General features: G+C 73.5%; 13 protein-coding genes and 2 pseudogenes. 6 read left to right on the top strand and 9 right to left on the bottom strand.

Translation table 11 applies throughout. The features are described 5' to 3' along the window. Window positions 1-39: 39 nt before the first annotated feature. Window positions 40-2,025, bottom strand: a complete 1,986-nt coding sequence (locus tag G7Z13_RS28780; RefSeq protein ID WP_166003124.1) for a heavy metal translocating P-type ATPase — start codon at window positions 2,023-2,025, stop codon at window positions 40-42. 70 nt (window positions 2,026-2,095) lie between these two features. Between G7Z13_RS28780 and G7Z13_RS28775 the strand changes: the two genes are divergently transcribed. Continuing rightward, complete coding sequence (locus tag G7Z13_RS28775; RefSeq protein ID WP_166003123.1) at window positions 2,096-2,458, top strand: metalloregulator ArsR/SmtB family transcription factor; 363 nt, start codon at window positions 2,096-2,098, stop codon at window positions 2,456-2,458. Here G7Z13_RS28775 and G7Z13_RS28770 read toward each other — a convergent pair. The 6 genes and pseudogenes from G7Z13_RS28770 to G7Z13_RS28745 all read right to left on the bottom strand — a co-directional run bounded on the left by G7Z13_RS28770 (window position 2,439) and on the right by G7Z13_RS28745 (window position 6,886). Further along, complete coding sequence (locus G7Z13_RS28770; protein WP_166003122.1) at window positions 2,439-2,963, bottom strand: hypothetical protein; 525 nt, start codon at window positions 2,961-2,963, stop codon at window positions 2,439-2,441. The two genes, G7Z13_RS28775 and G7Z13_RS28770, sit on opposite strands and share 20 nt — an antisense overlap. 240 nt (window positions 2,964-3,203) lie before the next feature. Then, window positions 3,204-4,616 carry a dihydrolipoyl dehydrogenase gene (gene lpdA / locus G7Z13_RS28765; protein WP_166003121.1) on the bottom strand — a complete coding sequence of 471 codons (1,413 nt, stop codon included), beginning with the start codon at window positions 4,614-4,616 and terminating at the stop codon, window positions 3,204-3,206. A gap of 151 nt (window positions 4,617-4,767) precedes the next feature. Beyond that, the gene (locus G7Z13_RS28760) at window positions 4,768-5,067 is read right to left on the bottom strand and encodes a DUF6343 family protein (RefSeq protein WP_166003120.1); all 300 of its coding nucleotides are present in this window, start codon (window positions 5,065-5,067) and stop codon (window positions 4,768-4,770) included. Between the two features lie 32 nt (window positions 5,068-5,099). Further along, window positions 5,100-5,534: a CBS domain-containing protein gene (locus tag G7Z13_RS28755; protein ID WP_166005384.1), complete on the bottom strand. Its 435-nt coding sequence runs from the start codon at window positions 5,532-5,534 to the stop codon at window positions 5,100-5,102. A 21-nt stretch (window positions 5,535-5,555) separates the two neighbouring features. Further along, window positions 5,556-6,194: pseudogene (locus tag G7Z13_RS28750) on the bottom strand (phosphoribosyltransferase family protein); the annotation flags it as partial. Continuing rightward, window positions 6,191-6,886, bottom strand: coding sequence for an Hsp20/alpha crystallin family protein (locus G7Z13_RS28745; protein ID WP_166003119.1), 696 nt, complete (start codon window positions 6,884-6,886; stop codon window positions 6,191-6,193). The pseudogene G7Z13_RS28750 and the gene G7Z13_RS28745, both read right to left, overlap by 4 nt. A 100-nt stretch (window positions 6,887-6,986) precedes the next feature. On the opposite strand from G7Z13_RS28745, the pseudogene G7Z13_RS28740 reads away from it, so the two are divergent. After that, a pseudogene (locus G7Z13_RS28740) lies at window positions 6,987-8,042 on the top strand (CapA family protein); the annotation flags it as partial. A 51-nt stretch (window positions 8,043-8,093) separates the two neighbouring features. Here G7Z13_RS28740 and G7Z13_RS28735 read toward each other — a convergent pair. Next, window positions 8,094-12,071, bottom strand: a complete 3,978-nt coding sequence (locus G7Z13_RS28735; RefSeq protein WP_166003118.1) for a glycoside hydrolase family 2 TIM barrel-domain containing protein — start codon at window positions 12,069-12,071, stop codon at window positions 8,094-8,096. 303 nt (window positions 12,072-12,374) lie between these two features. Here G7Z13_RS28735 and G7Z13_RS28730 point away from each other — a divergent pair, with 303 nt between their 5' ends. Both G7Z13_RS28730 and G7Z13_RS28725 read left to right on the top strand, forming a co-directional pair. Then, entirely contained in the window at window positions 12,375-13,127 is a 753-nt protein-coding gene (locus tag G7Z13_RS28730) for a DUF4142 domain-containing protein (protein WP_166003117.1), read from the top strand. A 133-nt stretch (window positions 13,128-13,260) separates the two neighbouring features. After that, entirely contained in the window at window positions 13,261-13,956 is a 696-nt protein-coding gene (locus tag G7Z13_RS28725) for a type 1 glutamine amidotransferase domain-containing protein (protein WP_166003116.1), read from the top strand. Window positions 13,957-13,984: 28 nt separating this feature from the next. Here the strand turns inward: G7Z13_RS28725 and G7Z13_RS28720 are convergent, their stop codons facing one another. Beyond that, window positions 13,985-14,380, bottom strand: coding sequence for a nuclear transport factor 2 family protein (locus G7Z13_RS28720; RefSeq protein WP_166003115.1), 396 nt, complete (start codon window positions 14,378-14,380; stop codon window positions 13,985-13,987). 64 nt (window positions 14,381-14,444) lie between these two features. Here G7Z13_RS28720 and G7Z13_RS28715 point away from each other — a divergent pair, with 64 nt between their 5' ends. Then, window positions 14,445-15,029, top strand: coding sequence for a PadR family transcriptional regulator (locus tag G7Z13_RS28715; protein ID WP_166003114.1), 585 nt, complete (start codon window positions 14,445-14,447; stop codon window positions 15,027-15,029). A gap of 55 nt (window positions 15,030-15,084) precedes the next feature. After that, window positions 15,085-15,996, top strand: coding sequence for a LysR family transcriptional regulator (locus tag G7Z13_RS28710; protein WP_240926377.1), 912 nt, complete (start codon window positions 15,085-15,087; stop codon window positions 15,994-15,996). The last annotated feature ends 180 nt before the right edge of the window (window positions 15,997-16,176 follow it).

The raw sequence follows: 16,176 nt of genomic DNA, 5'->3' as shown, positions 1-16,176 counted from the left end.
TCGGGCACCGGCCGCCCACGGGCTGGCGAGATTCCGACATCATCCTCGGCCGGCCTGCGCGGACCCGGATCGCCACGCGGACTCCCGCAGCAGCCGCAGCCCGTTCAGTCCGACCAGCACGGTCGATCCCTCGTGGCCGGCGACGCCGAGCGGCAGCGGGAGGTGGCCGGCCAGGTCCCAGACGACGAGGACGGTGATGAAGGTGCCGGCGATGACCAGGTTCTGCACCACCAGGCGGCGGGCGGCGCGGGACAGGCGGACGACCGCGGGGACGGTGGCGAGTTCGTCGCGGACGATGACCGCGTCGGCGGTCTCCAGCGCCAGGTCGGACCCGGCGCGCCCCATCGCGATGCCGGAGTGGGCGGCGGCGAGGGCGGGCGCGTCGTTGACGCCGTCGCCGACGAACAACACCTTGCGGCCGGACTCCTGGAGGGCGCGGACGGCCTTCACCTTGTCCTCGGGCAGCAGTTCCGCGCGGACGTCGGTGAGCCCGGTGGCCTCGGCGACGCGGGCGGCGGTGTGCGCGTTGTCGCCGGTGAGGAGGACCGGGGCGGTGCCGGTGAGGGCGGTCAGCTCGGCGGTGGTCGCCGCGGCGTCGGGGCGCAGGCGGTCGGTGAGGGCGAGGGTGCCGACGGGGACGCCGTCGCGGGTGACGGTGACGACGGTGGCGCCGCGCGGGTCACCGGAGCCGGGGCCCCGGTCGCCGGGCAGGGAGCCTCGGCCGGGGTCTTCGGTGTGGACGGCGTCCTTCGGCCGGCCGACCGTGATCCGCCGGCCGTCCACCGTCGCGGTGACGCCCTCCCCCGGCGTCGCGGTGAACTCCTGCGCCGTGGCGATCGGCAGGTCGCGGGCCCGCGCCGCCGCCACGACCGCCCGGGCCAGCGGGTGCTCGCTGGGGTGCTCCGCCGCGGCGGCGAGGGCCAGCAGCCGGTCCTCGTCGAGCCCGGAGCCGGGCAGCGGCCGTGCGGCCGTGACCTCGGGGGTGCCCTCGGTGAGGGTGCCGGTCTTGTCGAGGGCGGTGGCGTCGACCTCGCCGAGGCGTTCCATCGCGACGGCCGACTTGACCAGGACGCCGTGCCGGCCGGCGTTGGCGATGGCGGACAGCAGCGGCGGCATGGTGGCGAGGACGACCGCGCACGGGGAGGCGACGATCATGAAGGTCATCGCGCGGAGCAGGGCCTCGGTGAGGTTCTCGCCGAAGGCGAGGGGGACGGCGAAGACGGCGAGGGTGGCGGCCACCACGCCCACGGCGTACCGCTGTTCGATCTTCTCGATGAACAGCTGGGTGGGCGCCTTGGTGCGGGACGCCTCCTCGACCAGGGTGACGATGCGGGCGATGACGGAGTCGGCGGGGTCGCGGTCGACGCGGACCCGGAGCGAGCCGGTGCCGTTGAGGGTGCCGGCGAAGACCTCGTCGCCGGGGCGCTTGACCACCGGCAGGGGCTCGCCGGTAATCGTGGCCTGGTCGGCCTCGCTGGTGCCGTCCAGGACCGTGCCGTCGGCGCCGATCCGCTCCCCCGGGCGGATCAGCAGGACGTCGCCGACGGCGAGGTCGGCGGTCGGCACGGTCTCCTCGGTGCCGTCGGCGCGGACCCGGGTCGCGGTGGCGGGCGCCAGGTCGAGCAGGCCGCGCACCGAGTCGGCGGTGCGAGCGGTGGCCAGGGCCTCCAGGGCGCCGGAGGTGGCGAAGATGACGATGAGCAGCGCGCCGTCGAGGACCTGGCCGATCCCGGCCGCGCCCAGGGCGGCGACGATCATCAGCAGGTCGACGTCGAGGGTCTTCTCGCGCAGGGCGCGCAGGCCTTCGAGGGCCGGTTCCCAGCCGCCGGTCACGTAGGCGACCGCGTACGGGATGCCGTAGGCCCACACGGGCGCGCCCCCGAGGTCGAGCGCGAGGCCCAGCAGGAAGGCGACCAGCGCGGCGAGCGCCCAGCGGGCCTCGGGCAGGGCGAGGACGCGGGTGCGGCGGCGCGGCGGCGTCAGGGAGCGGACAGGGGTCGTCTGGGGAGCGAGAGTCGCGGACACATCGCCTCACCATACAGGAACACATGAAGACCCATTCATTCGTTCATATGCGGTGAGTAAGATACTCGCCATGGGTCATGGAGCCGTCACCAGCGCGCAGAGCGCCCCCGAGCGCGTCCGTCTCGACGCGGACAACGTCGCCAAGGTGGCCACCACGCTCCAGGCCCTGTCCACCCCGTCCCGGCTGCTGATCCTCGCCCGGCTGCGCGAAGGGCCGCTGCCGGCCACCGAGTTGGCCGCCGAGGTGGGCATGGAGCAGTCGGCGTGCTCCCATCAGCTGCGCCTGCTGCGCAACCTGGGCCTGGTGGTGGGCGAGCGCCGCGGCCGGTCGGTGGTGTACGCGCTGCACGACCACCACGTGGCCGAACTCCTCGACCAGGCCGTGTACCACGTGGAGCATCTGCGCCTGGGGATCAGCGACGCGGCGGAGTAGCGGACGCGGCAGACGGCGGCGCGGCCGGTGTCCGCGCCGTCAGCGCCCCCAGCACGAACACGTCGATCGCCACCATGACCAGCGCCCACAGCGGCGCGTACGGCAGGAAGAGGAACTGCGCGACCAGGCTGAGCGTGACCAGGGCGAGTCCGGCGGGCCGCGCCCGGGACGCGCCGGTGAGCACGCCCCAGCCGGCCACGGCGACCAGGGCGCCCACGACGACGTGGATCCATCCCCAGCCGGTGAGGCGCACTTCGTAGACGTACCCGCCGATGCGGGCGTAGACGTCGTCCTCGGCGACGGCCGCGATCCCCTGGAGCACGGCCATGACGCCGCCGCACAGCATGAGCACCCCGGCGAGGGTGCCGGCGCCCTGGCCGGGGTGGCGGCCGGAGGGCGGGGCGGGCGCGTCGGTGGTGCCGCGCCGGCGCTCGGCCGTCCAGGCGGTGCCGATCTCGCCCTGCGGCGGGGCGGCCCGGCGCGGCCGGTGCGGCTGCTCGCTCATCCCGCTGTCCGTTCTCTCCGGTTCCGGCCGCCCCGGTCGGGCGGCGCCGGCCCCGGGGGAAGAGCGGGGCCGGTCGACGCCAGCACACAGCCTGGGCGACGGACGGGCGAGCGGATGCGGGCCGTCCGGGTGAACGCGGTCCGGGTGAACGTGATCCGGGTGAACGCGGCTCGGGTGAACGCGGCTCGGTTGAACGCGGTCCGGGCGCGGGTGCGGGTGCGGAAAGGCCGGTGTGCCGGGTCAGAAATTGATCATGTGTCCGGCCAGGCCGTGCACCGCCTCCTTCACCGCCTCCCCCAGCGTCGGATGGGCGTGCACGTTGCGGGCCACTTCGTGGACCGTCAGGTCCCACTGCTGGGCCAGGGTCAGCTCGGGCAGCAGCTCGGTGACGTCCGGGCCGATGAGGTGGCCGCCGATCAGCTCGCCGTGCGTGGCGTCGCTGATCAGCTTGACGAACCCGGTGGAGTCGCCGAGGCCGTGCGCCTTGCCGTTCGCGGTGAAGGGGAACGTGGCGACCTGCACGTCGTATCCCAGGTCGCGGGCCTGGGCCTCGGTGAAGCCGAAGCTGGCGATCTGCGGCTGGCAGTAGGTGGCGCGCGGGATCATCGCGTAGTCGAGTTCCATGGTCTCCGCGCCCGCGATGGTCTCCGCGGCGACCACGCCCATCGCCTCGGCGGCGTGCGCCAGCATCAGCTTCGCGGTGACGTCGCCGATGGCGTAGATGTGCGGCACCGAGGTGCGGCAGCGGGCGTCGATGTCGATCGCGCCCCGGTCGGTGAGCTTCACCCCGGTCCGCTCCAGCCCGTAGCCTTCGACGTTCGGGGCGAAGCCGATCGCCTGGAGCACCTTGTCGGCCTCCAGGACCCGCTGGGAGCCGTCCTTGGCGGTGACGGTGACGCGGACCTGCGGGCCGGACTCGTCGATGGTGTCGACGCGGGTCGAGGTGAGCAGGTCGATGCCGAGCCGGCGGTACTGCTTGGCGAGTTCCGCGGAGACGTCGGCGTCCTCGGTTGGGGCGACCCGGTCCAGGAACTCGACGATCGTGACCTTCACGCCGTAGTGGTGCAGGACGTACCCGAACTCGATGCCGATGGCGCCGGCGCCCGCGATGACGATCGAGCGGGGCAGGTCGTCGGCGAGGATCTGCTCCTCGTACGTCACCACGCGCGCGCTGCGCTTGGTGCCGGGCAGCAGCCTCGGGGTGGCGCCGGTGGCGATGACGCAGTCGTCGAAGCCGATGGTGCGGGTGGTGCCCTCGTAGTCGGTGACCTGGAGGGTGTGCGGGTCGAGGAAGACGCCGCGGCCGTCGAACTCCGTGATCTTGTTCTTCTTCATCAGGTAGTGGACGCCCTTGACCCGGCCGTCGGCGACCTTGCGGCTGCGCCGGAACGCCTCCCCGTAGTCGAAGGTGATCGGCGAGTCCGACCTGATGCCGAAGGTCTTCGCCTCGCGGGTGACGATGTGCGCGAGTTCCGCGTTGCGCAGCAGGGCCTTGGTGGGGATGCAGCCGACGTTCAGGCAGACGCCGCCCCAGTACTTCTCCTCGATGACGGCGACGCGTCTGCCCAGCTGGGCGGCGCGGATGGCGGCGACGTACCCGCCGGGGCCGGCGCCGAGTACGACGACGTCGAAGCGCTCGTCCTGCTCAACCATGCGCGAGGTCCCTTCGGTGCGGTGCGAGCGGTGGGTGCCAGTCCGGATTGTTCCGCCCCGCCCGCCTGCCCGCCACCGGCCGGGACGCGGCACCCCCCTCGTGCCGCCGCCCGTCCCGTACCCGTGCCCCACCGGGCCGGTAACCGTGCCGCTACCTCCGGCGGTGCGCGCCGCCGCCCCCCGCGCGGCGCATCCGGCGCCGTACGACGGCCAGGTCCACGGCGGCGACCACGGCGAGCGCGGCGCAGACGACCGCGAGGACGGTCAGCGGGCCGCGGCCGGGGCTGTCCCCGGGTGCCGAGTCCGCCGCCCAGAGGCCGAGCAGGACGGCGGCCGCGGCGAACAGCGGCAGGAACGCGGCGCTCAGCAGCAGCCGCAGGCGCAGCGCGCTGCGCGCGGTGGCGGGCTCGGTGCCGGTGCGGTCTACCGGCGGGGCGTGGTCGTGGTGCACGGCGGGTCTCCTCACGGCCGTGACGGCCGCGTTCAGCGGTTGGGGGCCGCGCGGCTGATGTCGGCGAGGGCGGAGTGCGGGTCCTCGGTGGTGGCGAGGTCCCCGAGGGTGACCATGCCGACGGGGCAGCCGCCGTGCTCCACGACGGGCAGCCGGCGCAGGGCGTGCCGCCGCATCAGCTCCACGGCGTGGTCGGTGGTGTCGTCCGGGTCGAGGGTGATCACGGGCGGCCGGGTGCACAGCGAGCCGACGGTGGTGACCCGCGGGTCGCGGCCCTCGGCGACGGCCCGGACCGTGATGTCCCGGTCGGTGAGGACCCCGAACAGATCACAGTCGTAGGCCACGAGGACGTCGCCGATGTTCTGCTCGCGCATGACCCGGGCGGCCTCGGTGAGGGTCGTCATGGGTTCGACGGCGGTCGCGCCCGGCGACATCACGTCCCGCACGTGCCTGGTCGTGGCGGTCATCGCGGTACCTCCTAAGCCTGTGTGCAGGGCCTTGAGGACGTCGTCGTCGGTGAGCTGGCCGAAGTCGTCGTACCAGAGGCCCACCGCGTGGAAGGGGCTCGGGCGCAGCAGGCAGACGACGTCGTCGGCCTCGTGGCGCAGCAGCTCGACCGCATCGTGGGAGGCCACGGGCACGGCCACGACGATCCGCTCCGGCTGCCGGCGGCGCACCGCGTGCACGGCGGCGCGGGCGGTGGCGCCGGTGGCGAGGCCGTCGTCGACGAGGATGACGGTCCTGCCCTCCAGCTCCGGCGCGGGGCGGCCCTGGCGGTAGCGCTCCTCACGGCGGCGCAGCTCGGCCCGCTCCCGCTCCACCACGGGGGCGAGGTCGTCCTCGGTGAGGCCGGTCTGCTCCATGGACCGCCGGTCGAACAGCGGCGGCTCGTCGCCGGCGAGGGCGCCGACGCCGTACTCCTCGTGGGACGGCACGCCGATCTTGCGGACCACGAGCACGTCGAGGGGTGCGCCGAGGGCGCGGGCGGCCTGCTCGGCGACGGTGACACCGCCGCGTGGCAGGGCGAGGACGACGGGGTGCGGCAGGAGGCCCTTCTCCTGGAGGATGCGCAGATGCTCGGCCAGCTCTCGGCCGGCGTGCGCGCGGTCGTGGAACCGTGCCGTCATGTGTCCGCCCCCGTCCGGTCCGTGTTCCGGTGCGTCTCGTGCTCGGCCGCGCGGGCCGGCCGACCGCTCGCCGGTGCCGCCGCTTCCGTTGCCTCTGCTGGTCCCGCTGTTCCCGCTGGTCCCGCTGATCCCGATGGTTCCGTTGCCTGTGCCGTTCGTCCGGTCGCCGGGTCCGTCCCGACGCCCGTCCCGACACCCGTCCCGTCGTCCGTCCCGCCGATCCGCAGGCGGCGCCGTTTCGGCGTCGCGGACTTGGGCATCCGGACCCGCAGGACGCCGTCGGTCAGCTCCGCCTCGGCCCGCTCAGGGTCGGCTCCCGCGGGCAGGGTGGTGCGGTAGAGGAAGCGGCCGTCGGGCCGGGAGAGGGTGCGTGCCCGCTCCTCCTCGCCGAGTTCGCCGGAAATCCGCAGTTCGTGTGCGTCGATGTCGACGGCGATCCGCTCGCGCGGGACGCCGGGCAGCCGGGCGTGGATCTCGTAGGCGTCGTCGGTCTCCTCCTCCTCGACCGCGGGCCCCCAGGCGACGCCGCCCCAGGCCGGCGCGGTGCCCTGGTCGCCGGCGCGGTCCGCATCCGTGTCACGCCGCAGCCGCCGCAGCTCCGCGAGCGGGTCCCAGTCCCACGGTCCGCCGCCCCGGCCCGGCCCCCGCCGCGGCTCCAGGGGGCCGCCGCCACGCCGCGCAGGCGTGTTCATGGCACGCCTCCCTTCTGTGAGGTCCCTCAGGAGCCCCGGGTTTCCCCCGCGGCACGAACCACACGCGCCGTCCCGCGCGGTGTCGTCCTACGGTGGAGAGATGGGCGGCGATGTCGTGACGCTGTTCCTGTGCGGGGACGTGATGCTCGGGCGCGGCGTCGACCAGATCCTCGCGCACCCCGGTGATCCGGGGCTGCGGGAGGAGTACGTCCGTGACGCCCGCGGCTATCTGGCGCTGGCGGAGGCGGTGAACGGGCCGGTGCCCGCGCCGGTGGACCCCGCGTGGCCGTGGGGCGAGGCGCTGGCGGTGCTGGCCGGGGCGGCGCCCGCGGCGCGGATCATGAACCTGGAGACGGCCGTGACGGCGGACGGCGCGTTCGCGCCCGGCAAGGCGGTGCACTACCGGATGCACCCGGCGAACCTGCCCGCCCTGACGGTGGCCCGCCCCGATGTGTGCGTGCTCGCCAACAACCACGTTCTGGACTTCGGCCGGCGGGGCCTGGCGGAGACCCTGGAGACGCTGGCCGGCGCGGGACTGCGGACGGCGGGCGCGGGCCGGGACGCGGACGAGGCGTACGCGCCCGCCGTGATCGGCACCGGCTCCGGCGCCCGGGTGCTGGTCTTCGCGCTGGGCATGACGTCCAGCGGGATCCCGCCGGGCTGGGCGGCGACCGCGGAGCAGTCCGGCGTGGCCTATGTGCCGACGCCCTCTCCCGCGGCCGCCGAGGCGGTCGTACGCCGGGTGCGGCAGGTCCGGCGCCCCGGCGACCTGATGGTGGTCTCCGTGCACTGGGGGTCCAACTGGGGTTACCGCGTGCCGCAGGAGCAGGTCCGTTTCGCGCACGCGCTCGTCGACGGCGGGGTGGACGTGGTGCACGGCCACTCCTCGCACCACCCCCGCCGGATCGAGGTGTACGGGGAGCGGCCGGTGCTGTACGGCTGCGGCGACTTCATCGACGACTACGAGGGAATCACCGGCCACGAGGAGTACCGCGACGACCTGCGGCTGGCCTTCCTGGTCTCCCTCGACGCGGGGACGGGACGGCTGGCCGGGCTGCGCATGGTCCCGTTCCGGGCGCGGCGCCTGCGGCTGGAGCACCCCACCGCCGACGACCGCGCCTGGCTGCACGCGACGCTCGACGGGATCGCCGTCGGCGCCGCGGTCGTGCCCGGGCCGGGCGGCACCCTCGAAGCCGCTGGTGACGCCTCACCCCTCGGTGGCCGTGGGCCTGCGGGCAAGCCGCATCGCGTCCTCGACGTCCGGAAGGGGCCGCAGCCGGTAGGTGTAGGAGTAGTCGCGGTCGGCGAACAGCTTGTACTCGTCGTGGGTGTGGGCGCCCCAGCTGTTGTCGCCGCCGACGCCCATCTGCCGGTGGCTGACGCGCAGGACGACCTCCTCGCGCGGGGTGAGCTGGTAGTCGTGGCGCACCCCGTCGGACAGGTCCTCGGGGGTGAAGTGGGAGGCGTTGACCTCCAGCAGTCCGTCGCCGCTGACCAGCAGTCCGGCGCCGCTGTCGTCGGTGAGGGCGATCCAGCGGACGTCGGTCTTGTTGCCGTTCTCCTGGGGGCGGATGTACGGCGTCCACTGTCCGGCGACGGTGCCGGAGTACACGCCGACGTCGGTGCCGTTGTTGCGGTCCCAGTGGTTCTCCTCGGGGCCGCGCCCGTAGTAGCGCAGCAGCTCCAGGCGACCGGGCAGCAGGAGCAGGGCGCCGACCTCGGGGATGTACGGCAGGCTGGGCGCGCCCGGGTGCAGCGTGTGGTCGACCTTGATCTCGCCGTTGCCGAAGACGGTGTAGGTGGTGGTGAAGGTGGAGGCGACGGTGGTCGGGAGGGTGCCGGTGACGGTGACCTCGACGGCCTTGTCGCCGAGGGTGCGCAGCCGGACGTCCGAGACGGTGCGGTGGGCTCCGGCGTCGCGCCAGGTCTGGTTGCGGATGTGCTGTCCGTTGCCCTTGTCGTTGTCGGTGGGGGCCCGCCAGAAGTTGGGGGCGGGCCCGGAGAGGATCAGCGGCTTGCCGCCGGCCTCGTAGGAGGTGAGGACGCCGGCGCGCTTGTCGACGGTGACGGAGAAGGCGGCCCCGGTGACGGTGATCTCGCGGTCGCCGTCGGTGTGGCGCAGCGCGGGCACGCTGTCCAGCGGCACGGGGGTCACCTCGGGGGCGCCGGCGTCGAGGGGGATCTGCTGCCGGGCGATCTCGAAGCCGCGCGCGGCCCACGGGGTGGGCTCCCGGGTGGTGAAGGACAGCTCGAGGAAGAACTCGGTGCCGGGCGGCGGGTCCTGCGGCAGCCGCACGGGCAGGGTGATGTGTTTCGTGGACAGGGGCGGTACGTCGAGCTGGTCGCGGGTGAGTCTGCCGCGCTGGACGGTCTCGCCGTCGGCGACGAGGGCCCAGTGGCCGTCGTAGGCGCGGAGGTTGGTGAACAGGTACTCGTTGGTGAGGGTGACCGCGCCGGGGCCGCCGTCCGCGGGGGCGGCGCCCACGGCCTGGTGGACGCGTCTGATCTCGGCGGCCTTGCCGGTGTGGCCGCGGTCGGCGGTGACGATGCCGTCGGCGACGAAGTTGCCGTCGTTGGGGTTGTCGCGCCAGTCGCCGCCGTAGGCGAAGAAGGTCTTCGCGCGGGGCTTCTTCTCGGTGCGGACGGCGGTGGCCGCGTCGAACCAGAACCGTACGCCGTCGTCGCCGGGGCCGCGCTCGGCGGAGGCGAGTTCGGCGGCGGTGAGGGCGCGGGCGTAGACGCGGGCGCGGCGGATGGTGCCGCTGAACTCGCGGGTCTGGTGGTCGGCGTCGGTGGCGAGGGCGAGGGGCGCGGTGGTGCTGGAGGGCCGCCGGGTGGTGGTGCGGGTGGCCCGGACCCGGCCGTCGACGTGGAGGGTGAGGGTGCCGGCGTCGGCGTCGTAGACACCCGCGACATGGTGCTCGCGGCCGGTCCAGTCGTCGGGCAGCGCCCAGCTCGCGGTGATCCACTGGCCGTCGCCGTGGATGAAGAACTCCAGGTTCCGGTTGGTCTGCTTCAGGGCGTACTGGGTGTCGCCCTTGGCGAGGATGGGCTGGTGGTAGCCGAGGACGTGCGGGGTGATCCAGGCCTCCAGCGTGAGCGAGCCGGTGAGGTCCAGGCGCTCGTCGCGGGGGAAGACGGTGCCGCCGAAGACGCCCTTCGTCCGGTCGAAGGTGCCGCCGGGGGCCATGATCTCACCCTGGAGGCGGGCGGGGCCGGTCTCGGTGAGGAGGATGCGCGGGGGGACGGGCCAGGTCAGCGACTGGTCGGCGAAGTCCCAGATCCAGCCGCCCTGGAGGACGTCGTAGCGGCGGACCAGGTCCCAGTACTTCTTGAAGTTGCCGTTGGAGTTCCCCATCGCGTGGGAGTACTCGATCATCACGTACGGCCGGATGTCGGCGGTGTCCTTGGCGCGGGCTTCGACGCGCTGCGGGGTGTCGTACATCTCGGAGCGGATGTCGCTGATGCCCGGGCGGTCGTCGCCCTCGTACTGGATGACGCGGGTGGGGTCGTAGGAGCGGATCCAGTCGTGCATGGCGGTGAAGGTGGAGCCGCCGCCTGCCTCGTTGCCGAGGGACCAGATGACCACCGAGGCGTGGTTCTTGTCGCGGTGCACCATGTTCTGCGCGCGGGCGAGGCAGGCCTCGGTCCACTCGGGGTGGTCGCCGGGGTACTCGTCGCGGATGCCGTGGGTCTCCAGGTTGGTCTCGTCGACGAGGTAGAGGCCGTACTCGTCGGCGAGTTCGTACCACAGCGGGTTGTTGGGGTAGTGCGAGGTGCGCACGCTGTTCATGTTGAGCCGCTTGATGAGGCGGATGTCGCGCACCATGTCCGCGCGGGTGAGCGCCGTACCGCGGTCGGGGTGCATCTCGTGGCGGTTGGTGCCGCGGAAGGAGACCGGCTTGCCGTTGATCCGCATCAGCCCGTCCCTGAGCGCGAACTCGCGCAGACCGACGCGGTGCGAGAGGGTCTCGGTCACCTTTCCGGCGGGGTCGCGCAGCTGGAGGACGGCGGTGTAGAGGTAGGGGTCCTCGGCGGACCACAGGCGCGGTTCGGGGACGGCCCGGGCGGCCTCGACGGTGGTCTCGCCGCCGGCCGGGACGTCGGCGGACTGCCGGAGGGGGCGGCGCCAGACGGGCCGGCGGTCGGCGTCGTAGAGCGTGATGTCGACGGTGTACCGCCCGGCGGAGCCGTCGGACCGCCGCTCCGGTGCGCCGGTCGGTTCGCCGTAGTCGCGGATGTGGGCGGTGACCTTCAGTTCGGCGGCGGTGCAGTCGTCGCTGAGCGGGGTGTCCAGCTTGAAGTCGCGCAGGTGCACGGGCGGCGTGGAGTAGAGGTAGACCGAGCGGAAGATGCCGCTCAGCCGGATCATGTCCTGGTCCTCCAGCCAGTCGCCGTCCGAGTAGCGGTAGACCTCCACCGCGATCTGGTTGGTGCCGGGCTTCAGGTGCGGGGTGATGTCGTACTCGGCGGGCGTGTACGAGTCCTCGTGGTAGCCGGCGAGCTTGCCGTTGATCCACACGTAGTGCGCCGATTTGACGCCCTCGAAGTGCAGGAAGGTGCGGCGGCCGGTCCACGAGCGCGGGACGGTGAAGGTGCGGCGGTACTGGCCGACCGGGTTGTAGCGGGTCGGCGCGGCGGGCGGGCGCGGCTCCTCGCCGAGGCCGTTGGGGCCCCAGTAGGGGTAGGTGATGTTGAGGTAGACCGGGCGGTCGTAGCCGTGCAGCTGCCAGACGGAGGGGACGGGCAGGGTGTCCCAGTCGCTGTCGTCGAGGTCGGTGCGGTGGAAGTCGGGGTCGCGGTCGTCGGGGCGCTCGGCGTAGGCGAACTTCCAGGTGCCGTCGAGGCTGAGGCGGTACGGCGAGCGGGTGCGGTCGGCGTCCAGGGCCTGGCCGGGACCGGCGTAGGGCATCAGTGTGGTGTGCGGCGGTTCGGTGCCGAGCCGGAAGACGTCGATGCGGCCGTTCCACTCGGTGCCGTCGGGCGCGGCGAAGGGGCCGGTGGCCGGTGTGGCGGCGGGCCGGCCGTGGGCGTGCGCCGTGCCGGGCGGCGCGGACAGGGCGAGTGCGCCGAGGACGGCGGCGCCGCCTTCGAGCAGTCGGCGGCGGCTGACGACCGGGCGGTGGTGGTGGTGGTCGGCGGGCGGTTCGGGGCGGTGGGCGTGCGGCGCGTGCGGGTGCGGCATGACCGTGACCTTCCTCGGGGGTGAACCACTCAACTCGCGGGCCCCAGGGGACTTCTGAGCCGCAGTCACACTAAAACTCCAACAGATTCGAAGCAATGACGCCGTCGTTGTGTGTGCGATTCTGTTGGGCCAGTCGGCCGATATCCGACCCTTACGGCCCCCTGGCGTCCACTGCGACCCTTGACGGCCGCGCTGTGGCGCAGCCCACACCCTCCGGCGGAAAAATTCGCCGCGCCACGCTGATCGAACGGCCCCGCTTTTGCGTACCTCCTGGCGTACCACCCGCTCGCGTCTGGAGGCAGCATGCGGATGTCCCGCAACACGGCAGGAAGCATCTTCGTGTTCGGCGCGCTGGGTCTGACCCTGGCGGCGCTCGCGTATCCCGCCATGCTCGGAGTGGAGAACACGTCCACGACGGCGGACCGCATCATCGCCAACACCCGCTACGGTCCGTTGACCGAGGCCGACCGTGACTTCGTGGTGAAGGTGCGGGCGGCGGGGCTGTGGGAGTACCCGCTGGGCGAGCTGGCGATGGAGCGGGGCACCACGCCGGAGATGAAGGAGGCCGGCGCGCACCTGATCGTCGGTCACGCCCGGCTGGACGAGACCTGCCGCCGGATCGCGCCGGAGCTGGGCATCACCCTGCCCAACCAGGCCAGTCCCCAGCAGCAGCAGTTCGTGGCGACGGCGGCGGCGGAGAACGGGCGGCAGTTCGACTCGACGGCGGTCACCATCATGCGGGTGACGCACGGGCAGATCTTCCCGGTCGTCGCCAAGGTCCGCGCGAACACCCGCAACAGCCTGGTGCGGCAACTCGCCGACCAGGCCAACGACACGGTCCTGGACCACATCACCGTGCTGGAGAAGACCGGGCTGGTCAATCACGAGCAGGTGAACTTCCAGCAGACCTCCCCGCCGAAGCTCCCCCAGGAGCAGCTGACCCCGCCCCCGCCGCAGCCGGGCGCGCCGGTGCTCGCGCTGGAGCCGCGGCCGGACCTGAACATCAACACGGCGGCGCCGTCACCCTCGCCGACCCCCGCGCCGACCTCGCGCTGAGGAGCCGTCCGGGTTATTCCCGCGCATCCATCGGCCTGCCTATGCCGGACATCGGATTCGTCATTGGAAAAGCCCCACCGGGCAGGCCTAACGTCGACGGCATCCTGAGCACCCCCCTTCCGGGAGAAACAGCATGTCGAAGATCCTTTTCGTGATGACCGGCGCCGACCACTGGACGCTCGCCGACGGCACCCTGCACCCCACCGGCTTCTGGGCCGAGGAGGCCGTCGCGCCGTACGAGGCGTTCAAGGCCGCCGGGCACGAGATCGTCGTCGCGACGCCGGGCGGGGTCGTGCCGACGGTCGACAAGGCCAGCCTGGCCGCCGAGGTCAACGGCGGCCAGGAGGGCGCCGACCGGATCGCGGCGGCGCTGGCCGCGATGACCGAGCTGGAACGGCCCGTCCGGCTGGAGGACGTCGTCCTCGACGAGTACGCGGCCGTCTTCTACCCCGGCGGTCACGGCCCGATGGAGGACCTGGCCGTCGACGAGACCTCCGGCCGGCTGCTGGTCGAGGCGCTCGACTCCGGCAAGCCGCTCGGCGTCGTCTGCCACGGCCCGGCCGCGCTGCTCGCCGCCACCCGCGAGGACGGCTCCAACGCATTCGCCGGCTACCGCGTGGCCGCCTTCACGGACGCCGAGGAGGTGCAGGGCGGCCTCGCCGGCAAGGCGAAGTGGCTCCTGCAGACCCGTCTCACCGAGGCCGGTCTCGACGTCCGCGCCGGTGAGCCGTGGGCCCCGAACGTGATCGTGGACCGCAACCTCGTCACCGGCCAGAACCCGGCGTCCTCCGCGCCGCTGGCCGCGGAACTGCTGAAGCAGCTGGGCTGAGCGCGCCCGGAGGCGGCGGGACGCGGCGTCAGGCCGCGCCCGCCGCCTCCGCCGCGATGCGGTCGAACTGCGCGCCCATCGCCTCGGACAGGGCCCGCGCGGCGGAGAGGGGGCGGACCATGACGGTGAAGTCGTCGATGCGCCCCTCGTCGTCGAAGTGCAGGAAGTCGCAGCCGTGGATCCGCTTGCCGTTCACGGTGGCGGTGAACACGAAGGCGTGGTCGCGGCCGGCGACGTCGACGATCTCGCGCACGTAGGCGAAGTCCTCGAAGACGCGCATCACTGCGCGCAGGATCGCCGCGGTGATGGCCTTGCCCTCGTACGGCTTGAAGGCGACGGGGCTGGTGAAGACCACGTCGTCGGCCAGCAGCGCCTCCAGCGCCCGGGTGTCGCGGTCCTCGACGGCCTTGCGGAACGGGTGCATGGGCGGGCCGCCCCTCTCCATAGTCAACGAATTGAATAGGTGCACTGGAGAGTAGGGTGAGGTCATGGCACTGCGCAATGCCGTGATGGCGGCCCTTCTGGAGGGAGAGGCCTCCGGATACGACCTGGCCAAGAGCTTCGACGCCTCGGTGGCCAACTTCTGGACCGCCACACCCCAGCAGCTCTACCGGGAACTGGACCGCATGGAACGGGAGGGCCTGGTCAGCACGCGCGTGGTGCGCCAGGAGCGGCGCCCGGACAAGCGGATGTTCTCCCTCACCGAGGCCGGATACGCGGCCCTGCGCTCCTACGTCGCCGACCCGATCGGCAAGCCCACCGCGATCCGGGACGGCCTGCTGGTCAAGGTGCAGTGCGCCGACCTCGGCGACCTCGACGCCGTACGCGCGGACGTCGCGGAGCGCGTCGCCTGGGCGCGGGCCAAGCTCGCCCGCTACGAGCGGCTGCGGGAACGGCTGCTGCAGGGGCGGGACGAGGAGGAGTACCTGGCCCGCGCCGAGCGTGTCGGGCCGTATCTGACGCTGCTGCGCGGGGTGTCCTTCGAGGAGGAGAACATCCGCTGGGGCGAGCGGGCGCTGCGGGTGCTGGAGGCGCGCGCCGGGTCCCGTGGCGGTGCGATAGGGAACGACTAGGGTCGGTCCTGTGAGGCATAGGAATCCCGATGGCCCGGCGGGCGGCGCTCTCGAGGTGCCCGCGCCCCAGCCGGTGGCGGACCTGAACCTGCTGCGCACCTTCCTGGCGGTGTACCGCTCGGGTTCGTTCACCGCCGCCGCGGGACTGCTCGGCGTGTCACAGCCCACCGTGACCACGCAGATCCGGGCGCTGGAGCGGCAGTCGGGGCGGGAGCTGTTCCAGCGGCTGCCGCGGGGCGTCGCCCCGACCGCCGTCGCGCACGATCTCGCCGCCCGGGTGGCCGCCCCGCTCGACGCGCTCGCCGCGGCCACCGGGCTGGAGCCGGGCGCCGCCGAGCGGACCGCGCCGGTGCACCTGGCGGGGCCCGCCGAGCTGATGTGCCTGCGGGTGCTGCCGGCCCTCGCCCCGCTGACCGCCGAGGGGCTGCGGCTGCGGCTGACCCCCGGTCTGACCGACCCGCTGCTGGAGGAGCTGCGCGCCGGACACCACGACCTGGTCATCGCCACCTACCGGCCGCGCGGGCGCACCCTGACCGCGGTGCCCCTGATGGACGAGGAGTTCGTCCTCGTCGCCGCGCCCCGGTGGGCCGGCCGGGCGGCGGACCGCGACGCCGCCGGCGGCCCCGACGCGCTGCGGGACGTCCCGCTCGTCTCGTACGCGGAGGACGTGCCCATCGTCCGCCGCTACTGGCGCCATGTCTTCGGCACCCGGCTGTCCCGGCCCGCCGCCCTCACCGTCCCGGATCTGCGCGGGGTGCTCGCCGCGGTCGTCGCGGGGGCCGGGTTCACCGTGCTGCCGCGCTACCTCTGCCAGGAGGAGCTGGCCTCGGGGGCGCTGGTGCCGTTGCTCGAACCGGAGGATCCGCCCATCAACACCGCCTACCTGGTGCAGCGCCCCGGCCGCCCCGACAACCCGGACGTGGTCCGGGTCCGCGATCTCCTCCTGGAGGCGGGCCGCACCTGGTGACCGGGGCCGGCCGCGCACATCGCGCGGGGCGGGGACTCCGCTCGACGACCGTGCGCGCTATCGGGGCGGTCTGGTCCCACAGGGCCAGGATCTCGTTGGCGGAGTCCACGACCGGCAGCGGGTCCTGGTCGCCGCGCCCTCGATGCCGGCGGCGAGCAGCCCCCGCGGCACGGCCCGCGC

The organism is Streptomyces sp. JB150 (genome assembly GCF_011193355.1).
Taxonomy (GTDB): Bacteria; Actinomycetota; Actinomycetes; order Streptomycetales; family Streptomycetaceae; genus Streptomyces.
This window is presented reverse-complemented; position numbering and strand designations above follow the sequence as displayed.

Bases quoted from the DNA above. Each gene is read 5' to 3' on its own strand.
- G7Z13_RS28755 (WP_166005384.1), bottom strand. From the start codon at position 5,534: ATGACCGCCACGACCAGGCACGTGCGGGACGTGATGTCGCCGGGCGCG.
- G7Z13_RS28715 (WP_166003114.1), top strand. From the start codon at position 14,445: ATGGCACTGCGCAATGCCGTGATGGCGGCCCTTCTGGAGGGAGAGGCC.
- G7Z13_RS28720 (WP_166003115.1), bottom strand. From the start codon at position 14,380: ATGCACCCGTTCCGCAAGGCCGTCGAGGACCGCGACACCCGGGCGCTG.
- G7Z13_RS28735 (WP_166003118.1), bottom strand. From the start codon at position 12,071: ATGCCGCACCCGCACGCGCCGCACGCCCACCGCCCCGAACCGCCCGCC.
- G7Z13_RS28730 (WP_166003117.1), top strand. From the start codon at position 12,375: ATGCGGATGTCCCGCAACACGGCAGGAAGCATCTTCGTGTTCGGCGCG.
- lpdA (WP_166003121.1), bottom strand. From the start codon at position 4,616: ATGGTTGAGCAGGACGAGCGCTTCGACGTCGTCGTACTCGGCGCCGGC.
- G7Z13_RS28770 (WP_166003122.1), bottom strand. From the start codon at position 2,963: ATGAGCGAGCAGCCGCACCGGCCGCGCCGGGCCGCCCCGCCGCAGGGC.
- G7Z13_RS28775 (WP_166003123.1), top strand. From the start codon at position 2,096: ATGGGTCATGGAGCCGTCACCAGCGCGCAGAGCGCCCCCGAGCGCGTC.
- G7Z13_RS28745 (WP_166003119.1), bottom strand. From the start codon at position 6,886: ATGAACACGCCTGCGCGGCGTGGCGGCGGCCCCCTGGAGCCGCGGCGG.
- G7Z13_RS28725 (WP_166003116.1), top strand. From the start codon at position 13,261: ATGTCGAAGATCCTTTTCGTGATGACCGGCGCCGACCACTGGACGCTC.